Below are 17245 nucleotides of genomic sequence, written 5' to 3'. Positions count from 1 at the left end.
GACAAAAAGGTTAAGACAATGGCAAAAGAATCAATAAAAGCACGGGAACGGAAACGCGAGGCACTGGTGGCTAAGTACGCTGTAAAGCGGGCTGCTTTAAAAGCTGCCGGCGATTACATCGGTCTGGATAAACTGCCTAAGAATTCGTCCGCTGTTCGTTTGCACAATCGCTGCAAATTAACGGGTCGTCCTCGGGGCTACATGCGTAAGTTTGGTATTTCACGGGTAACATTCCGGGAGATGGCATCAGCAGGTAAAATTCCAGGTGTAACTAAAGCAAGCTGGTAATTCCAGATTCCATTTCTATTTGTAGTTCAGTTTCCGTAATTTTGCGAACTTTCTCAAAAAGAGAGGTTTGCAAGTAACGCAACACTAAGAATGAATACAGATCCAATAGCAGACTTTCTGACCCGCGTTAGAAACGCCATCCGGGCTAAGCACCGGGTTGTGGAGATCCCTGCTTCGAACATAAAAAAAGAAATTACCAAGGTTTTGTACGAAAAAGGGTATATCCAGAACTACAAGTTCGATGATAGCACCCCACAAGGCTCAATCAAGATTGCGCTGAAGTACAATCCGACGACGAAGCAGAATGCTATCGTTGATCTACAACGCATCAGCCGTCCAGGTCTGCGTCAGTATCGGGGAGCCGATAACCTGCCACGCATTCTGAATGGTTTAGGTGTCGCGATCATCTCTACCTCTAAAGGTGTGATGACAGACAAAGAAGCGAAGACGCTGAACGTCGGTGGAGAAGTATTGTGTTACGTATATTAATCCGAACTGAACGATGTCACGCATAGGTAAGAAACCCATCGCCCTGCCCAGCAACGTAACGTTGTCTGTCGACGACCAAAATGTCGTCACGGTAAAAGGGCCTAAAGGCACCTTGACCCAATCGGTTGACCCGGACATTTCGGTAGCCATTGAAGACGGTCATATTCAAGTATCCCGCCCAACTGAGCAAAAGCGTCATAAAGCCCTTCACGGCTTGTATCGTTCGCTGGTGAACAATATGGTAACGGGAGTAAGCGAAGGCTTTAAACTTGATCTCGAAGTTATCGGGGTTGGTTACAAAGCATCGGTTGTTAACAACATTCTCGAATTGCAACTTGGCTACTCACACAATGTGTTTTTAGCAGTTCCAACCGAAATCAAGGTAACAGCGGTAACGGAAAAAGGCCAGAACCCAAAAGTTTATCTGGAAGGTTCGGATAAACAACTTTTAGGTGATGTTGCGGCTAAAATCCGTTCGCTCCGTAAAGTTGAGCCGTACAAAGGCAAAGGTATCCGCTTCATTGGCGAGCAAGTTCGCCGGAAAGCTGGTAAATCTTCGTCTAAAAAATAAGGTTTGCCGTTCGACATTTGAGGTCAGCCGCTTGAAAACGTCGGACCTCAAATGTCGAACTACAGACATCAAACTATTTAAACGCCTATTTGGTCGGAATCAAATAACATGGCAACGAATAAACACGAAAGAAGACAGCGGATCAAGTTTGGCATCCGGGCGAAAGTATCGGGTACGGCTGAACGCCCCCGTTTGTCAGTTTTCCGCTCTAATAAAGCGATCTACGCGCAGCTCATTGACGATATTGCTGGCCGCACACTTGCAGCCGCATCATCGGTTGAGTTGAAAAGCGAAGCCGAAGGCAACAACGTCGAAACGGCGAAGAAAGTAGGCCTGCGATTGGCTGAAAAAGCAGTTGCTCAGAATATCAGCACGGCTGTATTCGACCGCAACGGCTACTTATATCACGGTAAAGTAAAAGCATTGGCCGATGCAGCCCGCGAGGGAGGCCTTAAGTTCTAAGCGATGAACATCAATTCAGCAAGACCGACAAAATTTAACGAAGCCGACCTGAAAGAAAAGGTTGTAGCCATCAACCGCGTAGCGAAGGTGGTAAAAGGTGGTCGCCGGTTCAGCTTCTCGGCTATTGTCGTCGTTGGCGACGGTAACGGTGTCGTTGGCTACGGATTAGGCAAGGCCAATGAAGTAACGGACGCCATTGCCAAAGGAGTGGAAGACGCAAAGAAGAATCTGGTACAGATTCCCCTTCTGAAGCGGACGGTTCCTCACGAAATGGAAGGCAAATTCAGTGGTGGCTTCGTCCTGCTGAAACCAGCTGCTCCTGGTACAGGTGTAATTGCTGGTGGTGCTATGCGGGCCGTTCTTGAATCGGCTGGCATTCATGACATCCTTGCAAAGTCGAAGGGTTCTTCGAATCCTCACAACGTGGTAAAAGCTACGCTCGTTGCGCTACTTAAGATGCGTTTACCGCACCAAGTAGCTTTCCAGCGTCAGATTAGTTTGGCAAAAGTATTTAACGGTTAATATAAAGGAGCAACAGACATGGCACGAGTACGCATCACGCAGGTCAGCAGCACCATTAAACGACCGCTAAACCAGAAAAATGCAATCAAGTCGCTAGGCTTGGGCAAAATCAACCGGAGTGTCGAGTTAGAATATAACGACGCTTTGAAAGGTGCAATCAATAAGGTGCAGCACTTGGTGAAGGTTGAAGAAATTTAAGTATCTTTGCGATTCTTTTGGTTTTCAGGCCATCGTGCCTCTTCATGAAGGTCTCGAAAGGCCAAAAGAATCATCTTTTTAGTAATAAGTGTTGACCAAAGTGGCAGAGTAATTGGACCAGATCATCATTAGTACTGATCTCTGTTCATTTATTTTCCTTTTTTTAATTATCAAAATGAATTTAAGCAACCTTAGACCGGCAAAAGGTTCCGTCAGAGAGCGCAAGCGAGTCGGACGCGGACAGGGATCAGGCATGGGCGGAACGTCTACGCGTGGTCACAAAGGAGCGCAGTCACGCTCAGGTTATAGTCGTAAAATACACTTCGAAGGTGGACAGATGCCACTTCAACGTCGTGTGCCGAAATTTGGCTTTAAGAATATCAACCGCGTCGAGTACAAACCTCTCAACTTGGACTCAATTCAGGCTTTGATTGATGAAACCAAAGCGACAATAGTCGATATGGATTTTATGCTCCAGCATGGTCTGGTCAGCAAGAAAGATCTTGTTAAAGTACTTAGCCGGGGTGAATTGACAGCAGCAGTTGAAATTCATGCCCACGCTTTCTCGAGTAGTGCCAAAGAAGCTATCGAAAAAGCAGGCGGTAAGGCCATTGTGCCTGCCAAACATGTAAAAGAGGAAGCAGCTAACTAGTTGTAAGCACCGTAACGGCCGACATACTTTTATGAATCGACTCATCACCACGTTTAAGAATATTTTTGCAATTGACGAGTTGCGGGGTCGAATCCTGAACACGTTGTTGTTTATAACAGCGTTTCGTCTTGGCTCGGCTATTGTACTACCCGGCGTTGATCCCAACAAACTAAACCTTAATCCTCAGGGATTACTTGGTTTGCTGGACACCTTTTTAGGTGGAGCGTTTAGCAAAGCCTCAATCTTTGCGCTGGGAATCATGCCTTATATCTCGGCGTCGATTGCTATCCAGTTGCTTACGCTGGCTCTACCTTACTTCCAGAAAATGCAGAAGGAAGGTGAATCTGGACGTAAGAGACTAAATCAGATTACTCGGGTGCTTACGATTGGTGTAACGGCTGTACAAGCCATTACCTATGTTCGGACAACAATTCCACAGGAAGCTTTATTAATTGACCGTGGTCTATTTACCATTTCTTCCCTATTTATCTTAACAGCAGGCACCATATTTTGTATGTGGCTCGGTGAGCGGATTACAGATAAAGGAATTGGTAATGGCATATCAATGATCATTATGATTGGGATCGTGTCACGGCTACCGGGTGCTATCTACGGAGAAGCCCTGTCACGTGGCACTGGCGGAAGTTTGATTTTTGTACTGGAATTGGTTGGCCTGTTCTTTGTTATTATGGGTGCTGTTGTACTGACACAAGCGGTTCGGCGTATACCTATTCAATATGCAAAACAGGTTATTGGCAACAAAGTAGTTGGTGGACAACGTCAATATCTTCCTCTGAAGCTGAACGCAGCCGGTGTTATGCCGATCATTTTCGCTCAGGCTTTGATGTTCATTCCAACGTACGTTGCAGGTTTGTTTGCTGAGAAAAGTGATTTTGCAGCTAGTGTGCAAAATGCTTTCCAAAGCTATACGACCTGGCAGTACAACCTATTGTTCTCTCTGTTGATTATCATCTTTACGTTCTTTTACACAGCTATTTCTGTCAACCCTGTTCAGATTGCTGATGACATGAAACGTAGTGGCGGATTTATTCCGGGCGTTAAACCGGGTATTCAGACCTCAGAGTACATTGGCACTGTTCTAGACCGCATCACATTACCAGGTGCAGCCATGCTGGCGATTGTAGCAATTTTACCTGCTATGGCCAACCTGCTGGGTATGACGAGTGGTTTCGCACAGTTCTTTGGTGGTACATCTCTGTTGATTATGGTCGGTGTTGTGCTTGACACACTCCAGCAAGTTGAAAGCTATCTATTAATGCGTCGGTATGAAGGTCTGATGAAATCAGGTCGGGTACAGGGACGTGCGAATAGCGAGACAGTAGCCGCTTAATTGACATGAGTAGTTCCGATAAAAAGGATAAAATGATTTTTTACAGGAGTGATGAAGAAATCGCCCTTATAAAAATCAGTGCACAGGTGCTTGGAAAGGCGCACGCCGAAGTGGCAAAGCTTATCCGTCCCGGCATAGCCACAAAGGAACTTGATAAGGTTGCAGAAACGTTTATTAAAGATAATGGAGGTATTCCATCCTTCTTAGGATATAATAAGTTTCCGGCATCTCTTTGTATCTCTGTTAACGATGTAGTTGTGCATGGCTTTCCAAGCCGCTATGAACTTCGCGATGGAGATATTATCTCAATAGACTGTGGTGTAAAGTTGAATGGCTATCATAGTGATAGCGCCTATACATACCCAATTGGTGAAGTTACTCCAGCCGTTCGTCGGCTGTTAAGCCGAACTAAAGAATCCCTATATCTTGGTGTTGAAAAAGCAGTTGAAGGTAATAGGGTTGGTGATATTGGGTATGCCGTTCAAACATATGCAGAGAAGTTTGGGTATTCAGTAGTTCGGGAGTTAGTTGGTCATGGCGTGGGTCAGGATCTGCACGAAGCGCCTGAAGTACCAAATTATGGTAAACGCGGACAAGGTCCCAAGCTACGGGAAGGAATGATCTTGGCCATTGAGCCAATGATCAATTTCGGTAAGAAAGGCGTTGTTCAGGAGCGTGATGGCTGGACGATTCGGACAGTTGACCGCAAGCCCTCGGCTCACTTTGAACATACAGTGGCCGTGCGCAAAGGGAAGCCCGAAATTCTGACAACCTTTGAATACATTGAAGCAGTTACCGCAAACACAAGCCTGATGGTTGAAACACAGGAACTGACAGCGGCTTAAAGCGAACATGGCAAAGCAGAATTCTATAGAACAGGACGGTGTGATTTTAGAGGCATTATCAAATGCAATGTTCCGGGTTGAACTCGCTAACAAGCATGAGGTAATCGCTCACATCTCCGGCAAAATGCGGATGAATTACATCAAAATTTTGCCAGGTGATCGCGTAAAATTGGAAATGTCGCCTTACGATTTGAGCAAGGCGCGAATTGTGTATCGGTACAAATAGGGATACAGTTTTCGGTTTTTGATTTTCGGCTGTAACAACCGGATGCAAAAAACCGAAAACCGAAAACCGAAAACTTTTAAAATCATGAAAGTTAAAGCGTCAATCAAGAAGCGTAGTGAAGACTGCGTCGTGATCCGTCGGAAGGGAAAACTGTACGTGATCAACAAAAAGAATCCCCGTTATAAACAAAGACAAGGCTAAGTATGGCACGTATTGCAGGTGTTGACATTCCAGACAAAAAGCGTGGCGAAATTGCGCTGACATACATTTTCGGCATCGGTCGTAGCCGGGCTAAGAAAATCCTTACCGATGCTGGTATCAGTGTTGATAAGAAAGCCAGTGAATGGTCTGATGAAGAAGCGAGTGCTGTTCGTAACGCGATCACGAACGAATACAAAGTTGAAGGTCAGTTGCGCTCAGAGGTGCAGTTGAGCATCAAACGGTTAATGGACATCGGTTGCTACCGGGGTCTTCGTCACCGGAAAGGTCTGCCGGTTCGTGGTCAGCATACGAAAAACAACTCCCGTACCCGAAAAGGTAAGCGGAAGACTGTTGCTAACAAGAAGAAAGTAACGAAATAATTAATCGGTCGCTCATCGTCATAAGGACCATTTGTAGCTGTTCGAAACTAGTTTTTGACTGGCAAGTAATGAAACCTGTGACACATTGACGATTACCTACAAACAATGGCTCAAGCAAAACGCAAAGACAAAGCGAAAAAGCGGGTGGTAATTGTTGAACCAGTTGGTCAGGTACACATCCGGGCTACGTTCAACAACATCATCATTTCGATCACCAACATGAACGGCCAGGTTATTTCCTGGGCATCGGCAGGTAAAATGGGCTTTCGTGGCTCAAAGAAAAACACGCCATATGCTGCTCAGACAGCCGCTTCTAACTGTGCAGCCGTTGCCCACGATCTGGGTATGCGGAAAGCAGAGGTATTTGTGAAAGGTCCAGGATCAGGTCGTGAATCGGCTATCCGTACCATTCAGAACTCAGGTATCGAAGTTACTACGATTCGTGATATTACCCCGTTGCCGCACAATGGTTGTCGGCCGCCAAAACGTCGTCGCGTATAATTACGGATGGCATGAATAGGGACAGGCGACATTTGGTTGTGTCTGTTCAATGTTTCACAATTATTCATTCATTGAAGAATGGCACGTTACATAGGGCCTAAAGCCAAGATTTCGCGCAAGTTCGGTGAACCCATTATGGGCCCGAGCAAAGCGCTTCAGAAAAAAAATTACGGACCGGGTATGCACGGTCGGGGTCGCAAACGGAAACAGTCCGAATATGCACTCCAATTGCTGGAAAAGCAGAAAGTAAAATATACTTACGGTATTCTGGAACGTCAGTTCCGCGCCTTGTTCCACCGGGCACAAGTTCGGGAAGGAATCACCGGCGAAAATCTGCTCAAATTATGCGAAGCCCGTTTAGATAACACTGTTTATCGTCTGGGTATTGCTTCTTCTCGCCGGGCTGCCCGTCAGTTGGTATCTCACAAACACATCATCGTTGATGGCGAAGTAGTAAACATCCCTTCGTACTCGCTGAAGCCAGGTCAATTGATCGGTGTTCGTGAAAAATCAAAATCGCTGGAAGCTGTCGCTTCAAGTTTATCGGCCCGTAATACCAAACGGTATAACTGGGTTGAGTGGGATGGTCAGGAACTGGTAGGTAAGTTTATTAGCTACCCAGAACGCGATCAGATTCCTGAAAACTTCAAAGAGCAGGCAATCGTCGAATTATATTCGAAATAATTCATTGGGTCGGCAGATACCTTCACTGGCTTCTGCCGCCTTTCTATAGTTTACGGTTAAAGGGCGATTGGTTCTCGGTAAGAGGCTGGTCATTAACCCGCAGAAGTACCACAAATCGAAGGCTTGAAAACCGTAAACACTATTTCAGTCTTCACGCCAAGGCAGAGAACTGCTTTAAAATACGAAACGTATGTCAATTTTAGCGTTCCAAATGCCCGACAAAGTCGTAGTGGAGAAAGCTGACGACTTTCACGGGGTGTTTGAATTCAAACCCCTTGAAAAAGGATACGGTGTAACAATCGGCAATGCGCTACGGCGTATTTTGCTGTCATCTCTGGAAGGATACGCTATCACAAGCGTGAAATTTCCGGGCGTGTTGCACGAGTTTTCATCTATCGAGGGCGTCGTTGAAGACGTGACAGAGATCATTCTGAACCTGAAAATGGTTCGCTTCAAGAAGATCAATGACATGGTCGACAACAAGATCACCGTCAATATCAAGAAACAATCGGTTCTTAAGGCCGGTGATATATCCAAATTCTCTCCATCGTTCGAAGTGCTGAATCCAGAGTTGGAAATCTGCCACATCGATGATACACGGGATTTGGAAATGGAAATTTTTGTGGAAAAAGGTAGGGGCTACGTTCCTTCCGATGAACCACGGGTTAACGAATTGCCTTTCGGTCACATCCCTATCGATGCTATTTACACACCTATCAAGAATGTGAAATATAGTGTTGAGAATACTCGGGTTGAGCAGAAAACTGACTATGAGCGGTTACTGTTAGACATCGAAACAGATGGATCGATTCATCCTGAAGAAGCGTTGAAAGGCGCTGCTTATATTCTGATTCAGCACTTTATGCTGTTCTCAGATCAGACGATGACGTTCGAAACGGCGAAACCAGAAGAGGAAAATGTAGTTGATGAAGAAGTACTGCACATGCGGAAACTTCTGAAAACATCACTGGCGGATCTTGATCTGTCGGTACGTGCCTACAACTGCCTCAAGTCGGCTGACGTTCGGACGTTGGGCGATCTGGTTCGATTGGAAATTTCCGATATGATGAAGTTCCGCAACTTTGGTAAGAAGTCATTGACGGAGCTTGAGCAACTCGTTGCTGAGAAGAACCTGACGTTCGGTATGGACGTTGCCAAATACAGACTAGACGAAGATTAAGTCGGTTTACGGTTTGTGGTGTATGGTTCGAAGGCTAACCGTAGACTGTAAACCATAAACTGTAAACCTCACAAGATAATGAGACACGGTAAAAAGAATAACCACCTAAGTCGGACACATTCGCACCGCGAAGCGATGTTGCAGAACATGGCGTCGTCGCTCATCCTGCACAAGCGTATTGAAACTACGGTTGCTAAAGCAAAAGAACTTCGCAAATTTGTGGAGCCAATCCTGACACGGGCTAAAGATGACACGTTCGTAAATCGTCGTGAAGTATTCCGGGCCTTGAATGACAAGGATACGATGAAAGAATTGTTCGGCGTCGTGGCAGACAAAATTGCCAGCCGTCCGGGCGGTTACACACGGATTATTAAATTGGGTAACCGGTTAGGCGATAACGCGGATACCTGCCTAATCGAACTAGTTGATTTCAACGAACTTCTTCTGGCGGCTGCCTCTGAAAAAGCGGCTGCCAACACTACGAAAACTCGTCGTAGCCGTCGTGGAGCAGGCGCAAAAGCAACGACCGAAACGGCTCCTGTTGCCGTTGCATCAGTTGAAGAGCCATCTGCTGAAGTTGTTGAAGATGAAGCTCCTGCTGCTCCTGTAGCTGAAGTTACGTCAACTGAAGAAACACCTGCCGCTGATGCACCAGTTGCTGATGAAGATTCTGATACGCCAAAAGCGTAAGTCCAAGTTTTTTATTGTTGAACAACGTTTGCTTGCTACTTTTGTAGAACAAACGGAAGTGGTAAAGAAGAAAAACTGAGTGACGCACACACACATCATATAGAAATGGGTTAACCGTTCAACGGTTAGCCCTTTTTTTTAGTCTTTCAAGCCAAAACGCATACATGAAACATACGCAACAGCCTGAAGCCCTGCTGGTTTTACAAGATGGGACTGTATATCGAGGACTAGCGCTCGGTAAAATTGGTACAGCCGGTGGTGAAATTTGCTTCAACACGGGAATGACTGGCTATCAGGAGATATACACCGACCCCTCTTATTATGGCCAGGTAATTATCAATACCACGTCGCACATTGGCAACTATGGCATCCTGAATAATGCCGAACAGGAATCGGGTGGGGTAAAAATTCGGGCGATGGTCTGCAATTTCTTCTCCAATATTCACTCCCGCTATACAGCCGATGGTTCCTTACAGGATTATTTCGAGAAAGCTGGTATTGTTGGTATTCATGGAGTAGATACCCGCCAACTCGTGCGGTATATCCGCTCAAAAGGCGTGATGAACTGCATTATTTCGTCCGAGATCCTAGACCCGGCCGTATTGCTTGCTGAGTTGAATAAAGTACCCGATATGGACGGTCTGGAGCTATCGTCGGAAGTATGCACAAAAGAGGCTTATGAACAAGGTGATCCTGAGTCTGCTCTACGTGTAGCTGTGCTTGATTTAGGCGTTAAACGAAGCATTCTGAGCAACTTTAACGAACGGGGTGTATTCTGCAAGGTCTTCCCGGCACGGACGGCTCATGCTGAACTAGCGGCCTGGAAACCAAATGGCTATTTTATTGCCAATGGTCCCGGCGACCCGGCAGCGATGCCCTACGCAGTTGAAACGGTCAAGCAGGCATTAGATACAGACAAACCCTTATTTGGTATTTGCCTTGGTCACCAAATCTTATCGCTGGCTAGTGGTATCTCAACGTATAAAATGCACAATGGCCACCGTGGCTTGAACCATCCGGTTAAAAACCTGATTACGGGCCATTGTGAAGTTACCTCGCAAAACCACGGTTTCGCGGTGAGTGCGGACGAGATAATGGACCACGCCAACGTTGAACTAACACATATCAACCTTAATGATAAAACCATTGAGGGTATCCGTCGGACGGATAAACCAGCCTTCTCGGTGCAGTATCACCCGGAATCATCACCGGGGCCGCACGATTCCCATTACTTATTCGATCAGTTTGTTGGGATGATGAAAGAGTAGTCCTCATTTCCCCTAACGTAAATAAGCCGCGTTCGTCCCAAGACGAACGCGGCTTATTTACGTTAGGGGAAATGAGGACTACCCAATAAGACCAACTCCGCTTAGAATGGAAGCTGCTTTCAAAAGCCCGTCAAGTTTGTTGGTTATGTTATCGAGAATGGCGGCAATATGAACAAGGTTAGCGGTTGTCTCATTAATTTTTACAGTCAGGTCTCTTATAGCTTGAGCCTGAACGTCTATCTCGTCTGCCTGTGCTACCAGATCTAAAATCAGTATATCGCTGGCCAATTGATCCAGGAGCGTTATTGCCTGACTAATTCTTGCTAATTCAGCATCGCTATGGGTTTTATTTCGTTCGTCGATGAGCTGGCGCTTTGCATCGTTAATGGTCTGAAACAGCGAAATAAGAGCAGTTTTCATAAGGACGCGGTTTATTTGTCTATTTCCCTGTAAGTAGCTTGCAAATCATTTACTGATTCATAAAGACTGCCCAGTTCTTTCCCAATGTCAAGTAGCTTTTGCTTGACCAGTAGCTTGTCTTTCAATTCCTTATGCGCTAGCCGAATTTGTTGTAATGCCTGAATAGCCTGCTGATTTAATTCTATAAGTTGGTTGATTTTGTTGATTCGCTCGAAGCTGCTTACTGCTAGCTGATAACGCTCATAAGGGGCATCTGACCTAATTGAGCGGAATAAGTTGTCCACGTTGACACTGTCGTCTTGGCGAGCGTTCTGGATAAATATAGTCGCTTGATTTTGCAACAGGGATTCTGCGCTACCAAGGAGCGCTCCCACCAGGGAGTCGCCCTGTTGAACAAATTGCTTGATGGCTTTCGTTTGTTTATAACCAATATAGCGGCCAGTCGCTTCCTTTAATGTTTTGCTCAACGCACTACCAATTGGCGAAATAGAGGTGTTCGGGAGAGTTGTATTCAATCGAGTTGTTACATTATCTACCGACTTTCCCAGCGCATCAGCAGATGCGCCAGCGTTTTTAGCAAAATCGGGTGAGGATAGATTTTGTAACGCCAGTGCATAGTCACTAATTACAGCTATGCTTTTTTTTATACGTCTGACGGGCACCAATTCCTTTTGTTTAGCCTGATACAGACCCGTCAATGCGCTATAATTTAATGGAGCGTCAGACGATACATTTTGACTTGCCAGCAATACCCGACTGTCATATCGACTATTTATTACCTTGTTCAATACTTTCTCCGGATACTCAGCTCCCTGACTGGCTAGTGAAGCAAAATCGTTAACAGCCTGTACCTGCGACCTTGTTAACGTGGCGCAACCCGTCAGGATTGAAGAACCCAGAAGCATAAAAATGAGGGTGTTGCGCAGCATATTAGTAAACAGTTGGAAATAAATTTAATCGGGATAGTGATTAAACACACTCACGGTAATTTCAGCAAAGCAAATATCCTGATTCAGATTAATCCCAACAAGGGGAAATTCCCCGTTTGTATATCTTATTCTTTCTGCCAACTAAAATACGCACTTATATAATTAAGCCGTTGACATACAATACATTTATCCAGCCACCTCAACCAATCTGACGAGGATCACGCCAGAACTCCCGGCTCCAGGCACGCTCAAACGGCCATTTCCGAGTTTTTAAGGCAATAGGCAAATAGGCATGTGCTTGCTTCAGCGTTTGCTGGTAATACGCATCATCGTCTGTTAACATGAGCGATTGATACGTATTATCCGCAGCCTTGACGGTTAAATCTGCAAAGGGTAGTTCGGGTTGCCAGGCTGGGTGTTGTTCAGCTAACTTGTTTTTTAGCAACGTGCCAACTGATAAGACCTGTTCGGCCCTGGGTGCTGGCTGAAAACGCTCCTGGGCCACATCCAGCGCATACGATAAATACGCTTTCAGTAACTTTGGCCCTTCGTTGGCTGTATCGGCCACGGTGAGCTGCTCCGGCCATAAGCTGGTAACGACATAGACACGTTCCCGCGCCCGTGTAACGGCTACATTCAGCCGATTTTCGCCCCCTTTGGCATTCAGACTCCCAAACTGCATCGACAATCGCCCTCGCTCATCGGGGGCGTATCCAACCGAGAAAATGATTACATCGCGTTCGTCGCCCTGAACGTTTTCGATGTTTTTGACGAAGAGATGGTTATCTGGCGGGCTAGCATTCGTTTCTGATGGCTGCGGCTTTTCAACTGCGTTACTATCCAGCATATCCTGAATTAGCTGCTGTTGCGTATAGTTGAAAGTTACAATACCGATAGATCGACCCGGAAGATCGACGGCCAGTTGATCGAGTAGCGTCAAAATAGCCTCTGCTTCGACAGGATTCGTGTTTTGTTGCCATATGCCCTTCACGTTCATATAACGAATGGCGGGTTCGTGTCGATTTATATCGTCAAAATGCGGCAGTAGCGATAATTTGTTCTGGTAAAAATGGGTATTCGAAAAAGTAATCAGATCGAGCGAGCGACTGCGGTAATGTTCCGTCAGAGACATTTGTGGCAATTGCTGGGCCGCCAGTTCGAGCAACGATTCGACTTCGAGAGCCGCAGGCGTTTCATCATCCGGTTCGGCATCGTCCAGGCGTGTTCGATACAAGTCACTTGGGCGTAATTGCTGATTGTCGCCTGTAATAACGACCTGTTTTCCACGGGCCATAGCCGGAGCCCCATTCTCGGCAAAACACTGCGAAGCTTCATCGAAAATAACCAAATCGAATAAACCTTCGCGTAATGGAAACATTGCCGAAACAGACTCCGGCGAGGCTAACCAGCAAGGCACTAGTTTAAATACTTCATCAGCATACGACTCCATCAATTTTCTGACCGGCCACACGTTCCGCTTTTTGGTTACCTGATGCAGTAAATCACGGTACGTAACTACATTATTCAAGCGATTGAATGTTAAGTTTCGATACGTCTGCTCCCGGAGTTTAATCAGTAAACTATCGCGGCTCAGGCTCTCTTTCCGCTGAATACTCTCCTGTAAAGTTTGCTCTAACTGATTTATTTTAAGCGAAGACACGCCCCGAAGCTCAGGATATAGTCGCTCAATGTGGTCAAGCCACGCTGCCCGAATGCTATCCAGGAAAATAGTTACCCAATTTGTTGATTCATGGCCAGTTAAGCGTTGTACAACAGTACGCTCTACCTCCGAAAAACTTTCCTGTAAACGGTCGGCCTCAACCAGCAAATCAAAATCCCGCCGGAGGGTTTGACGAAGTTTTGTAGCATACGCATCACCTGCCCAACTTTGCGCTAGTTGTTCATCCGTAAGATATGTGGCCGCATCGGCTTGCTGTCGGGCGACAACGGTAGCGATCTGTGTAATCTTTCCCACGCTATCGGCGAAACGCACATGTGTTTGCCACAACGAAGTCGGCAGACGTTGGAGGATGTCAAGAGTAGTTAGCCTTTCTGTGAGATGCTGGGCATGACGCAGAAGCCGCAAGCTAGCCGGTGATTCAGCGAGCGATAATCCGGCCAGCAAAGGAGCGGCTTCGTGGTGTATGGCTTCCAGCCGAATCCGCTGGCTAACCTTAGTCGCCAGCGTATGCAAATCCGGTTCGGATAGACTTAGGCTATTGGCCGACACTACCGCCTGCAATTGAGTTTTCCCCGCATTTGTGAGCTGCCACCAGTTCCAGCTAACCCATGAATTGCGTGCTGTTAATGCATTGTCCAATAGATCCCGAAAAGCGCGTAAATCAGTTGTTACCAAAGACCGTTCGGGCCCGGGTGTTGCCAATGTCTCAAGCCAGCTATCGGCTAGTTCATCCAGACGAGATTCCTCAATTGTTAGTGCCGGATGATTGGGCGTTTGTCGTAAATAAGTTACAATCTCCCACAGTTGCGCGGCATCAGGCACATCCAGCAGGGCTAACAAGGCGGTTAGTTCCCAGTCATGCGCCTGCCATTCCACCAACTCCGCAAGCACTAACGGCCTTTCTATCAGGGTCGCCATTTGTTCATTCGCGCTCTGGCGACGTTGGACCCAGCCCAAAATTATTTGATCGGCTTTGCTTAAATCAGCATTCGTAAATGACGAAAAACTAACGCGTTTTCCCCAAACATGCTCCGCCCCTAACGCTTGTTGATAAGCCGAGAAGCTGGTTAGCCGTTGAACAAAGTTATCCACATCTTGCAGGTGGAACTGTTGATAAACATCCTCTAACGCCACAGTAGATCGGGTACTATCTGCAAACGGCGCAGTCAGATATAATTCTTTGGCCGATATGCCGCTCTCTGCCGTGTCAAATAATGCATTTTTAAACGTCTGCAACTCTCCAACTGTCTCATCAATACGGCGACTTTCCTGATCGAAGTCCCGTTCGAGCAGAACGGCGTTCAAACTATTATTTTGCTTTCGATGGGCCTCAATCTGTTCGATCTGCTCTGCAATCTGGGTGTACAAAGCACGTCGGTCATTCTGAAAATCATGAATCAACGCCAGAAAGGAAACCATACCCACTTCCCGAAGGCGTTCCTGCACAACATCCAGGGCAGCTCGTTTCTGGCAAACCAGTAAAACCCGTTTGCCTGTCGCAGCGGCATCGGCCATTAAATTGGCAATAAGTTGCGATTTACCCGTACCGGGAGGCCCCTGTACCACAAGTGATTGCCCGGCCTTAACAGCCCGAACGGCCGCTTCCTGCGACGCATCCATTGGCAAAGGGGTATGAATGTTTTTTTCTGGAAGTGAGGAGTAAGGTGCAAGAATTGAGGAGACATCCGGCGGTAAAAAAGGGTAAAGGCCATTGTTAAGCGGCTCATCACTACTCAACTCTCGTTCCTCGGTCTTTGCTATCAATGCGTCATAATCTGGCACAAGAAAAGACCCCGCCTGTGGAAAAATGCCCAGTACGGCTTCCGGATACAGTTTTAACTCGCCGGTACGTTCGAGTTGGCCAAGGTCTTTTGAGCTTTGTTTATTGAAGAATTGGAGCGTATCGGTAAATAAGTCCGGGTTAAAGTTGATTTCAAGCTGACTGTCTTTGAGCCATTCGTAGAGTTGGGTTCGAAATACGAGCGGGTCCCGATCAAACTCATCGACAGTCTTTTCAACGACCTCATCAGGCAATTTCACCTGATTAAATTGTCCATAAGCTAAAGCGAATGCTGGATTTAGAAAAGCCAGTTCATCACCCCGACGAACTAATTTCCAGAACTTGCCCTGTCGTGAAAGTTGCACCGGGAAGAAGAGTAAGGGGCAATGAACAACCGAATCGTCTAGAAATTTACCCTTTACGAATGGCCAGCCTACATACAAGTCTTCGGTGCCTCGCTCCTCTTCTATAAATCGCGCTGTTCGGTCAATGCGCCGAAGTTTGCGGCTTACTTCGTTGCTTCGCTCCTGCCGGGCGTCGAGGACTTCGCATACCGATATTGACGCTTTACGACCAATTAAATCGGTAATGACCGTGAACGAAGGCTTGTTGAGCAGAAAGTCCGTTTCGTTTAAATCCAGAAATTGACCGGCGGGTAAGGTGGTCAGCAACAGAGAACGATTACGACTACTGAGGTTCGTTAAACGTCGACGGAATGTTTTTAATACGGCAGCAAGCGCAAACGTCATCTGATAAGGAAAGTCTCTTTCTCAAAACTAACGTTTCTCAGACGGAAAGTGTACACATAGACTGCCGACTTAGGTAATTTTACGCATCTATGCTTCGGATGCCTTCTTTTCCGGTATTAGCCAGGAAGCCAGAACACTGACTCCCAGGATGGCAACAATAATGTACAAGGAATAAACAGGCTTAAAGCCATGTGCGGCCAACCAGTGTTCGGCCAGCATTTTCGCACCAATGAAGGTTAGCAATACGGCCAGACCTATTTTCAGGAATCGGAATTGGCTCATGATGCTGGACAGAAAAAAGAACATGGAGCGTAAGCCCATAATGGCAAACACGTTCGAAAAGAAGACAATGTAAGGGTCTTTTGTGATCGAAAAGATGGCCGGAATCGAGTCAACGGCAAACACAAGATCAGTAAAGGCGACGACAATGACAATCAGAAAGAGTGGTGTTACAAACAGCTTATGGTCCGACTTCCGGCGGACAAAAAAATTATCGGTAACATTGCGGTGGTAAACATTCAAATATTTACTGGCGAAACGAACCACTGGGTGCTTAGCCGGTTCGATTTTCTCATCTTCATCTTTCTGAAAAAACAGTTGAACACCCGTGTAGACCAGAAAGGCTCCGAACAGATACATTATCCATTCAAATCGCTGGATCAGGGCTGACCCAAGGAAAATAAAGACGAATCGCAGAATAATGGCACCCAGAATTCCCCAGACAAGGATCTTTTTATAATACCGTTCCCGAACACCAAACGAACTGAAAATGAGGATGAACACAAAAATATTATCAGCCGAAAGCGAGTACTCGACCAGATAGCCCGTTATATATTCAAGCGACATATTGGCCTGGAAACGAGCCAAACTGGCCGCAAAATTGCTAGGTATAAGTTCAACGTGCTCAGCGTACTTATCTCTAACTTCCTGAAGTCGGGACATATCGTTCACGCCATGAACAAGATAGCCGAAGTTTTGCAGGAAAAAGTAAAATGCAATTGATAACGCAACCCAAACTGCACTCCAGATAGCCGCTTCCTTAAATTGAACGACATGACTTTGACGTTTTGAAAAAGCGCCTAAGTCAAGAGCCATAATCAAAAGAACGAAGGCGGCAAAGGCAAGAAAAAATATTGTTTCGCTGGATAACATAAACAAGAAATAGATAAGCAGTCGAG

The 17245-nt window shown here is 46.3% G+C and carries 21 protein-coding genes; 17 read left to right on the top strand and 4 right to left on the bottom strand.

Annotation, left to right across the window (positions count from 1 at the left end; all coding sequences use genetic code 11):
• The first annotated feature begins 18 nt into the window (after window positions 1-18).
• The 17 genes from rpsN (at window position 19) to carA (ending at window position 10508) form a co-directional block, all read left to right on the top strand.
• Window positions 19-288, top strand: a complete 270-nt coding sequence (gene rpsN, locus CWM47_RS15745; protein ID WP_100989112.1) for a 30S ribosomal protein S14 — start codon at window positions 19-21, stop codon at window positions 286-288.
• 90 nt (window positions 289-378) lie between these two features.
• Complete coding sequence (rpsH, locus tag CWM47_RS15740; RefSeq protein WP_100989110.1) at window positions 379-777, top strand: 30S ribosomal protein S8; 399 nt, start codon at window positions 379-381, stop codon at window positions 775-777.
• A gap of 13 nt (window positions 778-790) precedes the next feature.
• Entirely contained in the window at window positions 791-1348 is a 558-nt protein-coding gene (rplF, locus tag CWM47_RS15735) for a 50S ribosomal protein L6 (RefSeq protein WP_100989108.1), read from the top strand.
• 108 nt (window positions 1349-1456) lie between these two features.
• Window positions 1457-1810: a 50S ribosomal protein L18 gene (gene rplR, locus CWM47_RS15730; RefSeq protein ID WP_100989106.1), complete on the top strand. Its 354-nt coding sequence runs from the start codon at window positions 1457-1459 to the stop codon at window positions 1808-1810.
• Between the two features lie 3 nt (window positions 1811-1813).
• Complete coding sequence (rpsE, locus tag CWM47_RS15725; protein WP_100989104.1) at window positions 1814-2332, top strand: 30S ribosomal protein S5; 519 nt, start codon at window positions 1814-1816, stop codon at window positions 2330-2332.
• An 18-nt stretch (window positions 2333-2350) separates the two neighbouring features.
• Window positions 2351-2530, top strand: coding sequence for a 50S ribosomal protein L30 (rpmD, locus tag CWM47_RS15720; protein ID WP_100989102.1), 180 nt, complete (start codon window positions 2351-2353; stop codon window positions 2528-2530).
• A 175-nt stretch (window positions 2531-2705) separates the two neighbouring features.
• Window positions 2706-3182, top strand: coding sequence for a 50S ribosomal protein L15 (rplO, locus tag CWM47_RS15715; protein ID WP_100989100.1), 477 nt, complete (start codon window positions 2706-2708; stop codon window positions 3180-3182).
• Between the two features lie 31 nt (window positions 3183-3213).
• Entirely contained in the window at window positions 3214-4533 is a 1320-nt protein-coding gene (gene secY / locus CWM47_RS15710; RefSeq protein WP_100989098.1) for a preprotein translocase subunit SecY, read from the top strand.
• Between the two features lie 32 nt (window positions 4534-4565).
• A complete protein-coding gene (map, locus tag CWM47_RS15705) occupies window positions 4566-5378 on the top strand; it encodes a type I methionyl aminopeptidase (RefSeq protein ID WP_100993898.1) in 813 nt (270 codons plus the stop codon).
• A 7-nt stretch (window positions 5379-5385) separates the two neighbouring features.
• Entirely contained in the window at window positions 5386-5604 is a 219-nt protein-coding gene (gene infA / locus CWM47_RS15700; protein ID WP_009284801.1) for a translation initiation factor IF-1, read from the top strand.
• Between the two features lie 84 nt (window positions 5605-5688).
• Complete coding sequence (rpmJ, locus tag CWM47_RS15695) at window positions 5689-5805, top strand: 50S ribosomal protein L36 (protein ID WP_046577847.1); 117 nt, start codon at window positions 5689-5691, stop codon at window positions 5803-5805.
• A 2-nt stretch (window positions 5806-5807) separates the two neighbouring features.
• Entirely contained in the window at window positions 5808-6185 is a 378-nt protein-coding gene (gene rpsM / locus CWM47_RS15690) for a 30S ribosomal protein S13 (RefSeq protein WP_100989096.1), read from the top strand.
• Window positions 6186-6290: 105 nt separating this feature from the next.
• A complete protein-coding gene (rpsK, locus tag CWM47_RS15685; RefSeq protein ID WP_012930219.1) occupies window positions 6291-6686 on the top strand; it encodes a 30S ribosomal protein S11 in 396 nt (131 codons plus the stop codon).
• 78 nt (window positions 6687-6764) lie between these two features.
• Window positions 6765-7370 carry a 30S ribosomal protein S4 gene (rpsD, locus tag CWM47_RS15680; RefSeq protein WP_100989094.1) on the top strand — a complete coding sequence of 202 codons (606 nt, stop codon included), beginning with the start codon at window positions 6765-6767 and terminating at the stop codon, window positions 7368-7370.
• 190 nt (window positions 7371-7560) lie between these two features.
• Window positions 7561-8550 carry a DNA-directed RNA polymerase subunit alpha gene (locus CWM47_RS15675; protein ID WP_012930217.1) on the top strand — a complete coding sequence of 330 codons (990 nt, stop codon included), beginning with the start codon at window positions 7561-7563 and terminating at the stop codon, window positions 8548-8550.
• A gap of 78 nt (window positions 8551-8628) precedes the next feature.
• Window positions 8629-9240, top strand: coding sequence for a 50S ribosomal protein L17 (gene rplQ, locus CWM47_RS15670; RefSeq protein ID WP_100989092.1), 612 nt, complete (start codon window positions 8629-8631; stop codon window positions 9238-9240).
• A gap of 164 nt (window positions 9241-9404) precedes the next feature.
• A complete protein-coding gene (gene carA, locus CWM47_RS15665; RefSeq protein WP_100989090.1) occupies window positions 9405-10508 on the top strand; it encodes a glutamine-hydrolyzing carbamoyl-phosphate synthase small subunit in 1104 nt (367 codons plus the stop codon).
• Window positions 10509-10586: 78 nt separating this feature from the next.
• Here carA and CWM47_RS15660 read toward each other — a convergent pair whose 3' ends face one another.
• The 4 genes from CWM47_RS15660 to CWM47_RS15645 all read right to left on the bottom strand — a co-directional run bounded on the left by CWM47_RS15660 (window position 10587) and on the right by CWM47_RS15645 (window position 17219).
• A complete protein-coding gene (locus CWM47_RS15660) occupies window positions 10587-10928 on the bottom strand; it encodes a hypothetical protein (protein ID WP_100989087.1) in 342 nt (113 codons plus the stop codon).
• 11 nt (window positions 10929-10939) lie between these two features.
• Window positions 10940-11857, bottom strand: a complete 918-nt coding sequence (locus CWM47_RS15655) for a hypothetical protein (RefSeq protein ID WP_100989085.1) — start codon at window positions 11855-11857, stop codon at window positions 10940-10942.
• A gap of 199 nt (window positions 11858-12056) precedes the next feature.
• Window positions 12057-16067, bottom strand: coding sequence for an AAA domain-containing protein (locus tag CWM47_RS15650; protein WP_100989083.1), 4011 nt, complete (start codon window positions 16065-16067; stop codon window positions 12057-12059).
• An 87-nt stretch (window positions 16068-16154) separates the two neighbouring features.
• Window positions 16155-17219 carry a TerC/Alx family metal homeostasis membrane protein gene (locus CWM47_RS15645; protein ID WP_100989081.1) on the bottom strand — a complete coding sequence of 355 codons (1065 nt, stop codon included), beginning with the start codon at window positions 17217-17219 and terminating at the stop codon, window positions 16155-16157.
• Window positions 17220-17245: the final 26 nt, after the last annotated feature.

This window comes from Spirosoma pollinicola (assembly GCF_002831565.1).
Classification (GTDB): Bacteria; Bacteroidota; Bacteroidia; order Cytophagales; family Spirosomataceae; genus Spirosoma; species Spirosoma pollinicola.
Note: the sequence above shows the minus strand (reverse complement) of the source record. Positions and strands in the feature narration are given on the sequence as shown.